This window comes from Streptomyces sp. NPDC059785, assembly GCF_042732375.1.
Lineage (GTDB): Bacteria > Actinomycetota > Actinomycetes > Streptomycetales > Streptomycetaceae > Streptomyces.
On the sequence record NZ_JBHWHV010000039.1, the window covers coordinates 22,289 to 39,115 of the forward strand.

At 70.8% G+C, this 16,827-nt stretch carries 14 protein-coding genes; 5 read left to right on the top strand and 9 right to left on the bottom strand.

The window, feature by feature from the left end; genetic code table 11:
- Positions 1-2 precede the first annotated feature (2 nt).
- The 7 genes from ACFV6E_RS26755 to ACFV6E_RS26785 all read right to left on the bottom strand — a co-directional run bounded on the left by ACFV6E_RS26755 (position 3) and on the right by ACFV6E_RS26785 (position 7,805).
- A complete protein-coding gene (locus ACFV6E_RS26755) occupies positions 3-2,225 on the bottom strand; it encodes a protein kinase (protein ID WP_385465105.1) in 2,223 nt (740 codons plus the stop codon).
- Positions 2,226-2,235: 10 nt separating this feature from the next.
- Positions 2,236-3,387: a serine/threonine protein kinase gene (locus ACFV6E_RS26760; RefSeq protein WP_385465147.1), complete on the bottom strand. Its 1,152-nt coding sequence runs from the start codon at positions 3,385-3,387 to the stop codon at positions 2,236-2,238.
- A gap of 224 nt (positions 3,388-3,611) precedes the next feature.
- Positions 3,612-3,914, bottom strand: coding sequence for a WXG100 family type VII secretion target (locus ACFV6E_RS26765; RefSeq protein ID WP_385166304.1), 303 nt, complete (start codon positions 3,912-3,914; stop codon positions 3,612-3,614).
- A gap of 77 nt (positions 3,915-3,991) precedes the next feature.
- A complete protein-coding gene (locus ACFV6E_RS26770; protein WP_385166305.1) occupies positions 3,992-4,333 on the bottom strand; it encodes a WXG100 family type VII secretion target in 342 nt (113 codons plus the stop codon).
- Positions 4,334-4,470: 137 nt separating this feature from the next.
- Positions 4,471-5,667, bottom strand: a complete 1,197-nt coding sequence (locus ACFV6E_RS26775) for a S8 family serine peptidase (protein ID WP_385465150.1) — start codon at positions 5,665-5,667, stop codon at positions 4,471-4,473.
- Positions 5,668-5,757: 90 nt separating this feature from the next.
- Positions 5,758-7,356 carry a hypothetical protein gene (locus tag ACFV6E_RS26780; protein ID WP_385465107.1) on the bottom strand — a complete coding sequence of 533 codons (1,599 nt, stop codon included), beginning with the start codon at positions 7,354-7,356 and terminating at the stop codon, positions 5,758-5,760.
- Positions 7,357-7,358: 2 nt separating this feature from the next.
- Complete coding sequence (locus ACFV6E_RS26785) at positions 7,359-7,805, bottom strand: hypothetical protein (RefSeq protein WP_385166309.1); 447 nt, start codon at positions 7,803-7,805, stop codon at positions 7,359-7,361.
- 366 nt (positions 7,806-8,171) lie between these two features.
- Between ACFV6E_RS26785 and ACFV6E_RS26790 the strand changes: the two genes are divergently transcribed.
- The 3 genes from ACFV6E_RS26790 to ACFV6E_RS26800 all read left to right on the top strand — a co-directional run bounded on the left by ACFV6E_RS26790 (position 8,172) and on the right by ACFV6E_RS26800 (position 11,365).
- The gene (locus tag ACFV6E_RS26790) at positions 8,172-8,609 is read left to right on the top strand and encodes a hypothetical protein (protein WP_385166310.1); all 438 of its coding nucleotides are present in this window, start codon (positions 8,172-8,174) and stop codon (positions 8,607-8,609) included.
- Between the two features lie 124 nt (positions 8,610-8,733).
- Positions 8,734-10,800, top strand: coding sequence for a hypothetical protein (locus ACFV6E_RS26795; RefSeq protein WP_385166311.1), 2,067 nt, complete (start codon positions 8,734-8,736; stop codon positions 10,798-10,800).
- Positions 10,801-10,804: 4 nt separating this feature from the next.
- Entirely contained in the window at positions 10,805-11,365 is a 561-nt protein-coding gene (locus ACFV6E_RS26800; protein WP_385465110.1) for a hypothetical protein, read from the top strand.
- Here ACFV6E_RS26800 and mycP read toward each other — a convergent pair.
- Positions 11,349-12,587 (bottom strand): type VII secretion-associated serine protease mycosin, encoded by a 1,239-nt coding sequence (gene mycP / locus ACFV6E_RS26805; RefSeq protein WP_385166334.1) that lies wholly within the window; start codon positions 12,585-12,587, stop codon positions 11,349-11,351. The genes ACFV6E_RS26800 and mycP overlap by 17 nt on opposite strands.
- Positions 12,588-12,694: 107 nt before the next feature.
- On the bottom strand, positions 12,695-14,218 hold the full coding sequence (eccB, locus tag ACFV6E_RS26810; RefSeq protein ID WP_385465113.1) for a type VII secretion protein EccB: 1,524 nt from the start codon (positions 14,216-14,218) through the stop codon (positions 12,695-12,697).
- A 247-nt stretch (positions 14,219-14,465) separates the two neighbouring features.
- Between eccB and eccE the strand changes: the two genes are divergently transcribed.
- Together eccE and ACFV6E_RS26820 are read left to right on the top strand one after the other, a co-directional pair.
- Positions 14,466-15,800 carry a type VII secretion protein EccE gene (gene eccE / locus ACFV6E_RS26815; protein ID WP_385465116.1) on the top strand — a complete coding sequence of 445 codons (1,335 nt, stop codon included), beginning with the start codon at positions 14,466-14,468 and terminating at the stop codon, positions 15,798-15,800.
- Entirely contained in the window at positions 15,797-16,612 is an 816-nt protein-coding gene (locus tag ACFV6E_RS26820) for a hypothetical protein (protein ID WP_385166317.1), read from the top strand. The genes eccE and ACFV6E_RS26820 overlap by 4 nt, the downstream gene beginning before the upstream one ends.
- Positions 16,613-16,827 lie beyond the last annotated feature (215 nt).

Consider the following 16,827-nt stretch of genomic DNA (forward strand, 5'->3'; position numbering starts at 1 on the left):
CGTCATTTCAGGGGATAGGCGGCGAGGAACTTGCCGCCGAGGGCGATCACCACCCCCGCCTTCTCATGGGCGATGAAACGCTCCCCCGTGGTCTTGTACGAGAGCGCGGGCGTCCGGGACGACAGATCGATCCCCCAGAGCAGGGACGAGCGCTTCGAGTACGCGTGATCCGTACCGATCACGGGCGCCGCGGTCAGGTCGGCCTTCGCGCCCCCGCCGCCCTTCTCCTCCCACCGCGCCTGCCCGCTGCCGGAGTCGAACGCGACCAGGCCGAGCCCCTTCTCCACCGCGTACACCACACCGTCCTTGACGGCGGGCGGACCGTACGTCTTCCCCGGCCGTTCGGACGCCGAGTCCCAGACCTGCTTGCCGTCGGCGAGCCGCAGCGCCCGCAGTCCGCCGACGCCCAGGTAGAGGGAGTGCTCGTCGGTCGCCAGCGGGATCCGCAGCTTCTCCGGCCCGGCCCCGGACAGCGTCCGCTGCCAGCGGACGGCACCCGTCCCGACATCGCGTACGACGACCTGGACCGCGCCCGAGTTGGTCTCCTGGAGCGTCACCAGGTGGTCGCCGACGACCTTGGCGGAGACGAAGTACAGCCGGTAGCTGCCCTCGGGCCGCGGGGGCAGCGCGCTGCTCCACAGTTTCCGGCCCGAGCCGACGTCGACGGCGCACAGCGACCAGGACTGGGTGGCGAGGAAGCCGTCCATCGAGTACTCCCCCGCGCCGCCCGCCAGATAGACGACGCCGTCGCCCGCGCACAGCACCTGGTTCTGTTCGATGACGCCGTTGAAGTCCGTGAACCGGGCGAACGGGTCACCCGCCTTCCCCGTGGCGAGATCGACGGACGCCAGCGTCATCGGGAACCCGCCCGTCTTCCCCGCGTTGCCCACCGACCCCTCCGGGGCCAGCATCCGCAGCAGCCGGTCACCGTCGACGGCGAGCTTCCAGGTCATCTCCGTCTGGTCGGAGACCCACGCGACCGTCCCCTTCTTCGCGCCGAGACCCGCGAGACCCGTACCGACGACCAGGGTGACCAGGTCGCCGACGGCGAGCGGCGCCGCCGGGACGGTGTCGTCCGGCGGGCCGGCGACCTGCCGCTGCCAGAGCGAGTCGAGCTTCTTGCGCGGGAGCACGCTGTTGCTGGGCCCGGGATCGGCCTGCCCCTGTGACCCCTCCATCCCGGAACCGCCGCTCCGGCTCCACGCCCAGGCGCCCGCCCCGGCGGCCGCCGCTCCGAGCGCGGTACCGCCGCCCGCCAGCAACAGCCGGCGCCGGGACGTCCCGGCGGCCGGTGCCGTCACCGCCGTGTCCGCCTCCGCGGGCGGCGCGGGCAGCCGCTGGGCGACGACGCCCCAGACCTCGCTCGCCCGGCGCGCGATCTCCGCGAGCACCGCGTCCGGCAGATGGTCCGCGAAGTCGCCCGAGCCGTCGTGCAGCCGGGCCGCCAGCTGTCCCGTGGTGGGGCGGCGCGCGGGGTCCTTGTCCAGGCACGGGGCGAGCACCGCGACCAGGGCGGGCGGGACCCGCGTGAGGTCCGGCTCGCCATACCGCACCCGGTAGAGCAGGTCGGCGGCCTGCCCGTGCCCGAAGGGTCCCTGGCCGGTGGCGGCGAACACGAGCACCCCGGCGAGGGCGAAGACGTCGCCCGCCGGCGAGTGCTCCTGCCCGGTCGCCTGCTCCGGCGACATGAACGCCGGAGTACCGACCGCCGCACCCGTACTGGTCAGCCGGTCGTCGCCGATCGCCCGCGCGATACCGAAGTCGATGACCTTCGGCCCGTACGCCGTGACCAGGATGTTGGACGGCTTAAGGTCGCGGTGCACCACGTCGGAGCGGTGCAACTGGCCGAGCGCCGAGCACAGGGCCGCGCCCAGGGCCCGTACGGAGGTCTCGGGCAGCGGACCGGCCAGCTCGACGGCGTCGTCCAGCGGCGGCCCGAGTACGTACTCGGTGGCGAGCCAGGGGGTCTCGGCGAGCGGGTCGGCGTCCACGACCTCGGCGCCGTGCCGGCCGCCGATGACGCGGGCGGCGTCGGCCTCCAGCCGGAACCGGGTCCGGAAGCCCGTGTCCGAGGCGATCCGGGCGTGCATCGTCTTGATCGCGACGGTCCGTCCGCCGGGGGAGCGCGCCAGATAGACGGTGCCCATGCCACCGCTGCCGAGACGGGCGACCGGCCGGTACGGGCCGAACGCCCGGGGATCGTCATGGGTGAGCGGAGTAGGCATACGGGGGTCGTCAGTCCTGGCGTGGGGCGGCGGGTATCGGCGGGACGGCGGCCATCGGCGGGACGGCCGGGGCGGCTACCGGTGGGACGGGCGGGAGCCGCAGCTCGGCGGCGAGCACGGACGCGGACTGGTGGGCGAGGGCGGCGATCACACGTCCGGGGAGCCAGCCTGGGGGCAGGAAGGATGCGGGGGGTGTGGGCGGTGCGGAGTCGAGCACGGTGGGCGAGTAGGGCGGGTGGGGTGAGTAGGGCGAGTAGGGCGCGGAGGGGTGGGGCTGCTCGGACGGCTGGAGTGACTGGGGTGACTGGGGTGGCTGGGATGGCTGGGATGGCTGGGATGGCTGGGATGGCTGGGATGGCTGGGGTGCGAGCTCCGCCAGCAGTTCCGCCGGTTCGGGGCGCGCCGCCGGGTCGCGGGTGAGGCACCGTCCGATGACGGTACGCAGCGCGGCCGGCAGTTCTTCACGTTCCGGGGTGGTATGGCCGGTGGCCGCGTAGGCGAGGGTGGCGCCGAGCGCGTACACGTCCCCCAGGGGCCGCGGGTGGCCGCCCGCGGCCTGTTCCGGCGGCAGGCTGCCGGACTCCAGGCCGGGCAGCCCGGAGCGCGACGCGCCGTCCGGACCCGCGATCCGCACCGCGCCGAAACCGGTCAGGCGCGGCCCGTCCGCCGTGAGCAGCACGGCGGACGGCGACAGGCCCGCGTACGCCAGGCTCTGCCCGTGCACCGCGAGCAGGGTCTCTGCGAGGGCCGCGCCGAGCGCCCGTACCGTCCGCTCGGGCAGTGGTCCGCCGTACACGGTGAGGGCTGTGGGCAGGGGCAGCGCGGGTACGTAAGGGCGGGCGTGCCAGGGGGAGTCGCCCGGGGCGGCGAGTTCGGTCACCGGCCAGGAGGCCGGTCCGAGCAGATAGCGGGAGACGTCCGCCTCCGCCAGGAAGCGGCCGGCGTCGGCGCCCGGCAGCGGTGCGCCGAGCAGAACGGTGCGGTCGCCGTCGGCGGAGCGGGCGATGTAACGGCGCTCGGGCACCGGGATGCGGGCGGAGCTGCGGTCCAGGGCGGTGATCACCGCGTAGGGGCCGATCCATCGCGGGGAACCTTCCCGCGTGCCCGAGCCCGTGCCAGAGTCCACGCCCACGCCCGAGCCCGTGCCCGTGCCCGTGCCCATGTTGTTCTGGCTTGCACCCGCGCTCGCGTCCGCGCCCGGCGCGCTCATGTCCCACATCCCCCTCGGTTCCACGCCGCCACGGTCGCCTCCACCGGTCCGTGGCCGCTTTCCCCTCACGAACGGTCCGCGGGGTGGGCACCTCCCGTGCGTGCCCACCCCGTCGACCTGCTCGCCACGCCGCACGCGCGGCTTCCCGCCACTACGCATGGAGCTGTACGCAGAAGCTACATGTAGTAGCTGGCGGCCTTGTGGTCGCCGCCCTTGTAGTCACCACCGGCGGCGTGCACGACCTTGGCGATGGACACCAGGGCCTGGTGAATGTCACGGGCTTCCTTGTCCCACGCGGCCTGCTGCTGCTTGTACGTCTCGTGGGCCTCGCCCTCCCAGCCCGAGGCGACGCTGGCGACCATCTTCTTGATGTCGTCCAGGTCGCTTTCGAGCTGCGACGCCTGGTTGCCGATCTCGGTGGCGGCGCCGCTCAGCGCCCCGTACTTGACGACGAGTTCATCGTAATTACTGCCGGCCATGCCTACTCCACTTCCCCTTGTTGCACGTTGACGGACCCCCGGCCGGGACGGCCGGACGAGTCACGGACTCGGAATTCTCAGAAGCCGGTGAGGCTGGACTTGGGCGCACCGTCGTACACGTTGATGTTCTGCACGGCCTGGCGGATGTCGTCCTCCGTGCCGTCCTTGATCTTGCGCGTGGCGCTCATGGCCTCGACAAACTTGGCCAGGATGTTGCCCATCCGGACCAGGGACGTGTTGATCTCGTACTGCTTGGTGTTGAAGGCACCGGCACCGATGCCCTTCCACTGACCGGTCTCGAGGCTGTCGATGGTCCCCTGGAGCTTGTGGACCTGGCCCTTGATCGACTCGAACTTGATCGCGATGTCCTGCTCGAGCTTCGCTACCTGGGAATCTGATAGCCGCTGTCCGTCTGCCATGACTGGGTCTTCCTTCCTCGCCTGCTCACTTGCCGCATTGACTTCGATAAACGTTCGGACTTGCCGAGGCGCGTCTCACCGCACGGCGAGACGCTGAACCCGGCCCGGAGACGGGCCGGAATCCTGTGGAGGCAGGGTCAGCCCCTGCGCCGGGCCCGGATCACGGCGAACGTGGCCCCGCCGATCATCGCCACCGCGGCGGCACCGAGGATCGTCCAGAGCGTGCCCCCGGACGAGCCCGAGTCGGCACCGGCCGCCGCGGTCTCGCCGCTCCCCTCATCGGACGACTGCGCCCCCTTGGACGCGGACGCGGAGGGCGAGGCACCGGTCGCGCCCGCCTCGTTCTCCTTCGCCAGCGGGTCGGTACCGGCCGCACCGGCGTCGATCCCACTGTCCGCGAGCACCACCCGCGGCCGGATCAGCCCGTAGCCCAGATACGTACTGGGGTCGTCCTTCGCCCACTTCCGGCTCGCCGTGTCGATCAGGACACGGAGCACCTGATTGGCCGTCCAGCCGGGATGCGCGGACCAGACGAGAGCGGCGGAGGCGGAGGTGAGGGCGGTGGCGGAGCTGGTGCCGCCACCGTTGTCGCAGTAGGCACGGAAGGTGTTGTCACACCACATCGGGAGATCCTCGCCGGGGGCTCCGAGATCGACGTAGTTGCCGTGGGAGGAGAAGTCGGCGACCTTGCCGTCTTCGTCGACTGCGGCGACGCCGACCACGTTGGGGTAAGCAGCCGGATAACCGACGTAATCCACGTCGCTTTCTCCATCGTTACCGGTACCGGCGATCAGGAGCTTGCCCCTCGATACGGCGTACTTGATCGCGGCTTCTTCTTCGTCGTCATGGACAGGACCCGCGAAAGACATGCTGATGATCTTCGCGTCAGTGTCCGCCGCTGCTCTGATCGCTTCCGCCGCCTCAGGCGTCTTCGCCTTCTCCGCCTTGTCCTTCAACTGGGAAAGGACCACCCGATACGGGACGATCTTGGCGCCGGGAGCGAGCCCCTTCAGACCGCCACCCGCGCCTGTTCCCGCAATCAGCTCAGCCATCGTCGTGCCGTGGCCGCCGTAGTCCTTCGTCGCGTGATAGGCGACGGACTTCGGCACCTCATCGGCCAGTACCTGGCCCTTCAGCGAGGAGGTCTCGGGATTCACCCCGGAGTCCAGGACCGCCACCTTCACGCCTTCGCCCGTGCTGACCTTCCACATCTCCTCGGCGTGCATGGCGTCCAAGTACCACTGCTTGGACTGGACGTCGTCCGCCACTGCCCCGGGAGCCAGCACGGCGGACACGACGGCCACGGCGCCGACCATGGAACCCACGACGGACAGCCGCCTGCTTCCGCGCCCTGCCGATGACACGGTCCGCCCACCACGGCGGCTCGTCCCTGACTTCATGCTTCTGTTCGCCCTCGCTCGTGCTTACTCGGCAACCGGCGGCACGTCGCGCCGCTGCTCATTCGTACGGGAGCCGGTCCGGTTGGTGCGCCCCTTGAGAGCGCCCACCACGCCATCGGCATTGGCGAGGGACCGGCGCCCCGCGCGTCCGTTGCCGCCCGGCCCCGTCTCGGGCTCGGGAACTCCGATGACTCCGCGCTGGCTGTTCCTCCCACCGGGAGGCGTATTGGGCCGCTCCGTACCTTCCGCACCGACGACCGTGCCACGCGGAAGCTTCCCCTTCGGAGAAGCCGGCTTTCCCGCGACCGGCTTGCCGCCGATGACACTGGCTCCGCGGCCGGGATTCGCCGGGTTGCCGGCTCCCGGACGTGTCCCGGGCCGGTTGCCGGGGCGAGGGGTTCCGCCCGTGATACCCCGCTGCACGGGTGTCTGCCCCTTCGGACTGTTCCCCCTGCCTGCCGCCTGCCCCGGCATCATGCCCCGGCCCATCGGCGTGCGAGAGGTGCCCTTGGCCACCTCGCTGCCGTTGGCCAAGGGACGGCCCTGCGGTCCCGTAGGCATCTTGGTCCCGCCTGCGGGAATGCCGGTGACACGCCCACCCGTACGAGTGAACGGCAGATTCGGCACACCATTGCTCGGCGGAAGCAGAGGCCCCTGTCCAGGGCCGGAAGTGTGCTGAGTGATCGGCGGGTTGCCCGTCGGAGGGTTCGCCGTCGGGGGCTGCAAAGTGTCGACGCTGTCGATCTCCGTGCTGACATGCCGGTCGGGAAGGGGGTCGACATGACGTGTCTCGTGCGGACCTGTGACGTCGCCGTGGTCACCTGTCGACCCCACGTCGGAGTACAGGACGTGCCGTGTCGTCTCGTGACCGCCGCTCGTGGACGCGAAAGTCGCAACCTGCCCACGGTCCCCCTCGCCGGACCCAGGAGCGACCCACCCCGGAGCCGGCTTCGGCACCCCCACATTCGGCATCGTCTGGAACTTCGGCGGTTCCTGGGCCGCCAGCACTTCCTCCGAAACCGCGTAGAAGGAGGCCAGCCGGTTCATCTGGTTGATGGCCTCTTGCCGGTGCTTCTCCGCGCGCACCGCGCCCGTGTACTCGTCGTTGCTGTCGACCCACTTGTCTTCGGGGATGTCCTCGACCGTCACGGGGTCGGCGCGGCCGTCCCGAGGAGGCATGGACTTGATCACGGAGTCGAGGCCCGTCGCGGCCGCCACTATCTGGATGCCCGCCGTGTCCGCGAAGTCCGCCAGCAGCCCCGCGTGCTTGACGAGCCGATCGCCCCAGTCACGGAAGGCGTCGCCCGACTCACCCACCCAGTGCACCCGGCCGATGTGCCCCTTGAGCATGTCGGCGGCCTCTTTGATGGCGTCGCGGGCGTCCAGCAGGACCTTGCCCGCGCTCTCCAGGTCCTCCGGCCTGGTGTGCGCGACCAGGTCCTTCATCTCGTTCAGGCCGTGGTTCTCGAAGTCCGTACGACTCGCGCGGATCCCGGCGCCACCGAGGAAGGTGCCGTCGAGGAGGTTCGACATCCTGGTGGCCGCGTCGGTGACGCCGACCTGGCCGGCCACGCGCTCCATGTCCGCCGCGTACCGGCCCTCGTTCGGGTGTTCGCCGCCCATGCCTAGAAGTCGCCCCCGTCCTTGGCATCGTTGGTGCGTCCGCCCTGTCCGTCGGCGGAGTTGATCTGCTTCAGCCTGGTCTGGATCTCCCAGAACCGGCGCCGCACGTCCTCTTCCAGGCTGTCGAAGCCGAACCTGGCGCCCTGTACGGCGATCTGGATGGCCTCTATCTGGAGGCCCAGCGTCTTCGACAGCGAAGTGAGGTGTTCGTGGACGCGGTGATACTGCGCGTAGAGACCGTCGGCTTCGGCGAAGCAGCTGCTTCCGCTGCTCAGCGAGGTCCTGGCGATCGTCTGGGCGGCCACCTTCGTCGGGTTGCCCGGTGATCCCTCGAAATCGTTCAGTACGCCGTCGACACGCTTCTGGAATTCCTTGAGCAGGTCTCCGCTGACCTCGAGGTTCGCCTCCCTCGATGTCGAGACACCACCCACCATGTCCGCAGGAAGCACCGACTCAACCTCCCCGTTTTCCCCCGTTGCGCTCCAGGTGGCTCCGAGTCCCCCCGAACGTTCCTGTCTGCAATGTGACCACCCTAGTCGGTTCCTATGACAGTCCCAACTCACATGTGCAACAGCATCGGCACCATCACCGGGAGCTTCACGCGCCCTTCACACCACCGGATGGTTCCGCCGGTGGCTCGGGTTGACGCGCCCCGCGCGAGACGGGCCGCTGCGAACGTCCGGAGCGTTGCGGTCGCGCACCACCGGCCCCCGCGCGGCGACCAAGTTGCGCGAGTACGCCACGGAAAGTCCGCTACTGTGCGCCAGCATTCGGCCACTCCGAGTGCCTATCGGGGTGCGGGGAGGGAGCAGGGCGTGACGTGGGACGAGTGGGAGCAGGCACGGGAACGCGCGGCAGCGCACAGGGGCGGCATGCGCTTGAACCAGCTCCCCGCACAGCGGAGCGGTCCGGGAGGCGGTCAGCCGGATCTGGTGTCCAGTCCGGCCCGGAAGAAGGCCGCGGCGCGGGCCATCGAGGAGCATCTGGAGCCCGATACGCGGCGGGCGGGGGCCTGGGCGGAGGAGGAGACGGAGTCCGCGGTCAAGGAGTTCGGCGCCAGGGACGGGCACGGATGGGTGACGTCAGGGGCGCTCAAGCGGGCGCACAAGACCTGGCACGGCCAGGTCAGGACGCTGCTGAACCGGCTCGGCTCCGAGAAGGAAGCCCTCCGGGGCACCGCCGGGCTCTTCCAGGTGACGGACATCGACGTGGGCGCGCAGCTGCGGCAGCCGTCGGGACTCGATCATCTCTAGACGCCGGGCACCCATCTCTGGGCGACCGGCACCGCTCGCCCGCCTCCGTTCCCTTCTCTTCTGCTGTGCGTACGTACTTGCCGAGACGACCGTTCCGGGGACCATGCCGACCTACCACGAGATCATGACCACCGATCTCTCGACCCTGACCAGCGCCGCCGACCGGTGGGACGGCATGGCCGGTGAGTTCGAGAAGCGTGAAGCGCAGTACAAGCGGGACGTGCAGGGCATCTCCCTCGGGCAGTCGTGGCAGGGGCTGAGCGCGCACGCGGCCGACGCCCGGTTCAAGGTCACGCTCAAGGAGTTCCAGGCGGCCCAGACCGAGGCCAGGGCGGTCGCCTCGCTGCTGCGGGACGCGCACACACAGTTCGTCGCGCTGCGGGGTGCGGTACGGACCGTGCGGCAGGAGGCCATCGAGGCCGGCCTGCGGGTCTCCGAGCGCGGCCTCGTCTCGTACGTGCCTGGCTCCTCGGCCGGCGACCGCGACGGCGGTGGTGACGGCGATCGGGATGCCGGGGATCCGGAGCGGAAGGTCTGCGCGTCCACCGCCTCGTGGCAGGAACGCCTCGACCGTGCGGTCCACGCTGTCGGCGACGCCGACCTGGGCGTCGAGATCGCCCTCAAGGCCGTGGTCACCGACTCCGACACCCTCGACGGCACCAGCGACGGCTTCAACGCCCGGGCCGTCGGGGACGTCGAGCGGTACGAGGCCATGCGCGCGGACGACATCGCCCGCAGGCTGAACAACGGGGAGGACCTGTCCGCCCGGGACCTCGCGGAACTGCGGCGCTCGTTCCGCGACAACTCCGGGGACAAGGTCTTCGCCAGGACGTTCCTCGACGGTCTCGGTGCCGAGGGCACGATCAGAATGACCAATCGCCTGAACGACCTCGTGCATGTGCAGGGCGGCGCGGGTGCGGGCGCGGGCACGTTCTCGACGATCGAGTCCGGTCTCGCGCACACGCTCGCCACCGCCACGAGGGACACCCGGTCCGGCTGGTACGAGGACTGGCGCGCCGATATGCGAAAGGCGGGCGTGGCGACGTACGCGACGGATTTCAACGGCATCCATCTCGACAAGGCCCGCGGTTACCAGTCGCTCGTCACGCTCATGCAGCACGGTGACGGGTACGCGCCGCGGTTTCTCGAGGACGTGGGGGACGACATCATGCGCGCGGAGAAGAGCGACCCCGATATCTGGGATCTGAAGGGTGATTACGCCGGGAAGCACGGTGGCTGGTTCGCGAACGATCCGCTGGACGGGCTGCTCGGCGTGATGAGCCACGATCCGGACACCGCGGCGTCGTATCTCAAGTCCGAGGACCGGATGAAGTACCTGACGGAAGAACGCGATTGGGAGGTGGCCCTCCACGGCACGGAGGGCCCGAAGGGCACGTTCTACAGCAATGCCCTGGACGGCGACGACCGGGCCGGTTTCGGCGCCGCGCTCCAGGCGGCGACGACGGGTATCGATCCGGCGGACAAGGACGCCGCGTTCGTGCGGCATACCGACGACAACAATGCGGTGCTGCGGTCCTCGCTCCGGCATCTCGCGGACCGCGGTGACGAATTCCCCGCCTCGCTGCGGGAGCCCATGGCCAACATCCTCGCCAATCATGGCGAGGCCGTGCACACCTCTGCGAGCGACATCGACATGGCGCACGCACCGCTGAAACAACCCGAACTCTTCGAAGTCATCAAGCAGGTGTCCCGGGACGCGCAGGCCTACGGCACCCTGAACAGCGGCATCAACCATGCCATGGTCACCAACATTCACGAGTCGGACGCCCGACATGCGCATGAGTCGCTTATCCGCGCGGGGCGCACGGTGGGCTTCCTGGAGGAAGCCCGCGTACAGACCATTGGACAGCCGGGAACCGCCGAGTTCGACGGCAAGTGGGCCGTCGACCTGGCCATCGGCCACCTCCCGGTAGCCGGTAGCGAGGTACAGGCGGGGGTCGACTACGTCACTGAACAGTGGCTCGCCGATGAACAGAGGCGATTGGAGGAGAAGACGAGCGATGAGAAGGTCGCCAGCTACGAGAATCGGAATCATCAGTTGATGGCGCTGTCGCAGGAGTGGTGGAAATTGCATAGCCCTAGTAACACCACATCGTTCGACGTTCGGCACACCCTCGACGTAGCCACTGACTCTGGCATCAATCGCGCCAAGGGAGTTTCAGGAGAGTGAGCAGATGAGCCTCATCCGACGAGATCTCCTGCGCACGTGCACTGTTGCAGCGCTCGCATCGTTGCTGGTGACATCCTGCAGCGGAAAACTGCATGACTACGCCATCCCACACTCCATTTGCGAAACGCCCATCAGCCGTCAGCTCACTGAGCCCTTGTTGCAGCCCATCGGCACAGTAAGCGAGTGGACCAGCGTTGGCTTCCGCACGGCGGGAGAATCTTCCTGGTGCGTTGTCTTCGTAAATGGGAATGATGCCGTGCACGTGAACTTCGCATCGCATTCGGGCACCATGGACCCCATGTCAGCCGCCTCACCTGACGATCCAGTGACCGGCCTCCAGAACCCTCGCCCTATCCGCCTGTCCGATAGCGCCGTCGTCGGTGACGACGGCGCCATCGCCACCACTCATTGCAAAGACAAAGCCGGAGCCGATCACTTCACGCTTGCGCTCAAGGTGACCCGTGGTGAGGTTTCCGCTCGGCGTACTGTCGCTATTGAGAGGTTCATGCGGGCCTATATGCCTGCGACGGTCAGGACGTTGGGGTGTCTCAAGGAGAAGGAGTAGGGCGGCGGGCAAGGGCGCGGCGCGCGCGGGCGCGGGCGTCGCGGAGCGCTACCGCCGTGCCTGCGAGGCCGGCCACCAGGACCGCCGCGCCGACCGCCACGTACGTGCCGAGGCGGGCGTTGCGTTCGTCCGCCGTCTCGCCGAGCTGGAGCTTCGCGGGGGTGGGCGCCTCGGCCTTGGTGAGGCCCTCGTGCGGGGCGGGTGACTCGATCGGGTGGTCGTCGTCGGTCAGGGCGCGGACCGGGTCCACGACGCCCCAGCCGACGAGCCGGTCGTGGCCCGCGACGGAGCGCTCCGCGGTCTGTTCGATCTGGGCGACGATCTGGCGCCGGGTCCAGTCGTGGTGCTTGGCCTTGATGAGCGCGGCGACCGCGGCGACGTACGGGGCGGAGAAGCTGGTGCCGTTGTCGGAGCAGTGGCCGCCGCCGGGCACGGTGGAGATCATGTCGACGCCGGGGGCGGCCACGCCGACGAACTCGCCGGACTGGGAGAAGGAGGCGCGTTCGTTGTTGCGGTCGGAGGCGGCGACGGCGAGGACGCCGTCGAAGGAGGCCGGGTAGGTCTCCTTGACGTTGCCGCCGAGGCCGTCGTTGCCCGCGGAGGCCACCACCACGATGTCCTTGGCGAGGGCCGCGTCCACCGCCTGCTTCAGGGCGGGGGCCGGTTTGACGGCGTTCGAGGTGTCCTGGGAGATGTTGATGACGTCGGCGCCCTGCTCGACGGCGTAGTCGATGGCGTCGGCCAGGGTCTCGGCCGTGCCGTGGCTGTCCGCGTCGTTCTGCGTGATCGGGATGATCGTCGCCGCGGGGGCCAGGCCCACGAAGCCCGTACCGTCGGCGGGGCGGGCCGCGATGATGCCGGCGACGCGGGTGCCGTGACCGACCTTGTCCGTGGTGCCCTTGGAGCTGCCGCGGTCGATCTTCTCGCCCTTGTCGTCCTTCGCGGGCAGGAAGTTGGCGCCGTGCGCCGCGTCCACGGCGTGCGTGAGCTGCGGGTTCTTCACGTCCACGCCGGTGTCGATCACCGCGACCCGTACGCCCTTGCCCTTGGACTGGCTCCACAGTTCGTCCAGCAGGACGCGTTGCAGGGCCCAGGGGCGGCCCGAGTACTTCTCGTTCGGGAACTCGCACTGGTCGGTGGTGGAGTCCGCGGCCGCGGGCGGCGCCAGGACGAGGGGGGACAGGGTCAGGGCCGTTGCCGTCATCACGGTCGCGGCCGTCATGGCCGTCGCGCGGCGGGTCACCTTGGTCAGTACGGGCTGTGCATGCGGCATGGTCGCGGCGTCTTTCGTCTCAGGAGCCCTCTCGGGAACCGTCTCGGGAGCCCTTTTCAGGAGCTCTGCGGCTGGCGGGCCGCCGTCGTCGAGAGGCGGGGTCCCGTGGAGAGGGCCTGGGACCAGGCGGCCGGAACGGGGGCCGGGTCCACGTCGGCGTAGCCCAGGCGGGTCTGGGCGAGCTTGGCCTGCTGCTGGAGTTCCTTGCGCTGCTTGTCCGTGATGCCGATGCCGGCGTCGTCCGTGGCGCTGTCGTCGTTGGACTGCATGGCGTACCGCAGGCCGGTGTCGGTGACCAGGAAGACACCGCCCGCGTCGGTCTCCTCGCCCTTGAACTGGCGGTAGAGCTGGCCGGAGCCGGGGGTGACGTACGCGCTGTCGGAGCCGGTGGGCAGGGTCGCGGGGAAGTCGGTGCCCGCCCAGGTGCTCAGGGTGGTGGCGCCCTTGGCGCCGACGTCGCGCAGGACGTTGCAGACGGTGTTGCGGCTGCCCTCCGCGGTGTCCGCCTCGTTGACGGCCTTCGGCGCGGCGGCCGGCCAGTCGCGGTCGGCGGCGAAGGCGGTGGTGGTGGGCACGAACGCGCCCGCGCTGACGTCGAGCGCCCGGCCCGCCTGGCCGAGCCCGACCAGGTCGCGGCTGTTGAGCAGCAGTTTGGCGGTGAAATCGGAGACGGGGACGACCTCGCCCGGTTCGACGAGGTAGTACTGCTCGCTGTCGCCGTTGGGGGCCTTGAGCACCATGCCCACCTTGTTCGCCGCGGCGGGCAGGTCGCCCTCGATCCCGGCCGCGCTGCCGACGTTCCCCTCGACCTTCGGGAAGGCGACGGGGTCACCCTGATGAAGGGTCTCCAGCCACGGCCCGGACACCCGCTGGGGTTCGCGTCCGGAGCCGACGAGGGTGCGCAGCAGCAGCTCGTCGGAGCCGTCCACCTCGTACGAGGTGCCGTGCGCGTCCACGATGTAGCGGGTCTTGTCGGGACCCTCGACGTACATCAGCTCGCCGCCGCCGAGCTTCTCGTTCCCCTCGGTCCGCTTCATGTCGCGGGCGGCGAGGACGAACGCGGCTTTCTGGATGGACCGGCCGCCCGCGCTGGGGCGTTCGCAGACGGCCCAGCGCTTCGCGGCGCCGGCTTCCTTGGCCGACGGCAGCCGGTCGGGCGCGTACGGGATGCCGATGGTGACGCCGCGCGGGATCCTGCCGTTGTCGAGGATCGACTCGTCGACGGTGACGACCTCGCCCTCCCCGGTGTCGAGCAGGAGCTTGGCGGACGCCATGTTGAGCACCGGGTGGAGCTGGACCTTGCCCTTGGTCTTCAGGACGACGTAGCGGGTGGTGGAGTCGCTGGCGACGATGACCTTCTTGCCGGGCTCGTCCCAGCCGTCCGGGGCGGTCGGCTTGAACAGGCCCCAGGCGCCGAAGACGGCCAGGACGACCACGCCGACGACGGTGCCCGGCAGCACCGCGCGCAGCGGACGCGGCGCACCCTCCTCGGAGCCGTCGCGGGACGACTGGACGAAGGACGCGAGCATGCGGCGCTTCGCGAAGGTGTAGGCATTGAGCTGGTCCCGCCGAGATGCCATGTGTCCGTGCTTCTCCCCGTGTCTCGCCGTGTCCCGCCCGGACGGGACCGGGGAACCACTGTCCCCCGCCCTCCGTTGTCGGACCGGGCCCCTACTATGCCTGGTGGCGGGACCCGTTCGCGGAGCGGGTAGGGTACCTGGATCTTCGCGGGCCCGTCCGCCGGCGGAATCCTGTGGCATTACGTCGAATTCCGTGGAATTCCGTGGACGCACCAGCGAGTTGTGAGCAGAACGGGGGGATGGAGTGATGGCTTCCGTCACGCGTGTCCGGGCGCGCGGCCGGGCGCGGGCCGACGGGTCCACGACCCCCGCGCCGCCGCAGCCGCGCCGGCCGTCCGGATCGTCCGCGCAGGGCCGGGAGCCGGGCGCGCTGCATCTCAGGGCGCGCCCCGGGCAGTTCGGGTCGTTCCGGTTGCAACGGGTCGTTCTGGTCGAGATCGCGGCCGCCCTCCTGCTCGTCGGCTGGGTCGTCGGACCGCTGGCCCTGATCCCCGCCGCCGTCGTCGCGGTCGTCCTCGTCCTGCTCGCGTTCGTCCGCCGCCGGGGCCGTTCGCTGCCCGAGTGGCTGGCCACGGCGCGGGCGTTGCGCGCCCGCCGGCGCCGCGCCGCCGCCACCCCGATACCGCCGGGCACGGAGCCCGGACTCGCCCCGGCGGTGGAGTGCGACCCGAGCCTGCGGACGTACGCGTACGGGGGGCGTGACCGGCGCTCCGTCGGGATGATCGGCGACGGCTCGTTCGTCACCGCCGTCCTCCAGGTGGAGGCCGACGCGACGGCGCTGCGCGCGGAGCGCGGCCGGCAGCCGCTGCCGCTGGGCCTGGTGCGGGACGCCCTCGAGGTGGACGGCATCAGACTCGAGTCGGCCCAGGTCGTGCTGCACACCCAGCCCGCGCCCGCGCTGCACCTGCCGCAGCAGTCCGTCGCGGTGAGCAACTACGCGCCGCTTCAGGCCCAGACCGGCGCCCCCGCCGTGCGGCTGACCTGGATCGCGCTGAAGCTGGACCCCGAGCTGTGCCCCGAGGCCGTCGCCGCGCGCGGGGGCGGCCTCACCGGCGCGCAGAAGTGCGTCGTACGGGCCGCCGACCACCTCGCCAGCCGGCTGACGGGAGCCGGGTTCCGCACCACGGTGCTGGACGAGGAGGAGCTCACGGCGGCCGTCGCCACGTCGGCGTGCGCCAACCCGCTGGTGACGGCGGAGGCGCAGCGCACCGACGCCCCGGAGCGGCGCACGGAGGAGTCAGGGCGGAGCTGGCGCTGCGACAACCGCAGACACACCACGTACTGGGTGCGCCGGTGGCCGCCGCTGGGCGGCCGGGGGCCCTCGCTGCCCCAGCTCGTCGCGGCCCTGACCGCCGTACCGGCGCTGGCCACGACCTTCAGTCTCACCCTGGGCCGCGGCGAGCGGCAGGAGGTGTCGCTGACCGGGCATCTGCGGGTGACCGGGCGCAGCGACGACGAACTGGTGGCGGCGCGGCGCTCGCTGGAGGACGCCGCGCGGCAGGCCGGTGCGGGCCTCGCCCGCCTGGACCGCCAGCAACTGCCCGGCGTACTCGCGACGCTGCCGCTCGGAGGTGCCCGATGACGGCCATGACCGCGCAGCCGGCGGGCAGCCCCGGCGGCGCTCCCCAGTTCCCGAACACGGGTTCCGGTCCGGACATGGGTCCGGACATGGGTCCGGGCGGGCTGCGTGGGCGGCTGCGCAGCGGGTTCGGGCTGCTCGGGCCCCGGCACGGGCGGCATCTGCTCCCCCCGGAGCAGCTCGACTCGCTCGCGCTGCCCATCGGGGACGACGGCGTCGTCATCGGTGCGGACGCCGAGGGACAGCCCGCGGTCCTCGGCCTCAACCGCCCGACTCCGTACGACGTCGTGCTGATCGGCGGGCTGTGGACGGCGCAGGTCCTCGCGCTGCGCGCGGCCGCCACGGGGACGCGCGTCGCCGTGGAGACGGGGCGCGCGCGGTCCTGGGCGCAGCTCGTGCAGGCGATAGGCGGCGGCCAGTCCGGCATGACCGTGTACGACGTGGGGCGGGTGCCGCCGCAGGGCGCCTCGGCCGGCGGTCCGGTACTGGTGGTGCGGGACTGCGGCATGCGGCCGCCGCGCGGGCGGGTGGTGTCGGGGCCCTGGCAGGCGGTGCTGACGCTGCTGCCGTACCTCAGCCCGGTGGCGCCGCGGTTGATGCGGCAGGCGCGGCTGGTCGGCGTCCAGCGGGTCTCGCCCGACGAGGCCGCGGAGATAGACCGCGCCCTGGCGCTGCCCCGGGGCGACGTGGACTCGCTGCCGACGCTCGCCGACGGCGTCACGCTGTGGTGCGCCGACCGCGACCGGCAGTACGTGATGACGCGGCCGACGGACGCCGAGACCGGATTGTTGGGTACGCCACGGCGGATGGACTGATCCGGCACAACAGCACGGCGGCATGGGGTGTTTGTGACCGATTCGACCCTTCTTTCGTCCGACTTGTTGGCCCCAATCGCCCGTTATACGCACGGCCGTGAAGGTCTCTTACGCCCCCGATGAGCCGTATGTGACACGGCAGGCGGGCGCGGAGGGGTGGACGGGCCTGCCCTGGTGGCGCTTGTGGTGATTAGGCTGGTACCGGGCGCGCCATC

Coding starts and splice junctions, on each gene's coding strand:
- ACFV6E_RS26780 (WP_385465107.1), bottom strand. CDS start 7,356: ATGGGCGGCGAACACCCGAACGAGGGCCGGTACGCGGCGGACATGGAG.
- ACFV6E_RS26795 (WP_385166311.1), top strand. CDS start 8,734: ATGACCACCGATCTCTCGACCCTGACCAGCGCCGCCGACCGGTGGGAC.
- ACFV6E_RS26820 (WP_385166317.1), top strand. CDS start 15,797: ATGACGGCCATGACCGCGCAGCCGGCGGGCAGCCCCGGCGGCGCTCCC.
- ACFV6E_RS26770 (WP_385166305.1), bottom strand. CDS start 4,333: ATGGCAGACGGACAGCGGCTATCAGATTCCCAGGTAGCGAAGCTCGAG.
- ACFV6E_RS26765 (WP_385166304.1), bottom strand. CDS start 3,914: ATGGCCGGCAGTAATTACGATGAACTCGTCGTCAAGTACGGGGCGCTG.
- mycP (WP_385166334.1), bottom strand. CDS start 12,587: ATGACGGCCGCGACCGTGATGACGGCAACGGCCCTGACCCTGTCCCCC.
- ACFV6E_RS26760 (WP_385465147.1), bottom strand. CDS start 3,387: ATGGGCACGGGCACGGGCACGGGCTCGGGCGTGGGCGTGGACTCTGGC.
- eccB (WP_385465113.1), bottom strand. CDS start 14,218: ATGGCATCTCGGCGGGACCAGCTCAATGCCTACACCTTCGCGAAGCGC.
- ACFV6E_RS26755 (WP_385465105.1), bottom strand. CDS start 2,225: ATGCCTACTCCGCTCACCCATGACGATCCCCGGGCGTTCGGCCCGTAC.
- ACFV6E_RS26800 (WP_385465110.1), top strand. CDS start 10,805: ATGAGCCTCATCCGACGAGATCTCCTGCGCACGTGCACTGTTGCAGCG.
- eccE (WP_385465116.1), top strand. CDS start 14,466: ATGGCTTCCGTCACGCGTGTCCGGGCGCGCGGCCGGGCGCGGGCCGAC.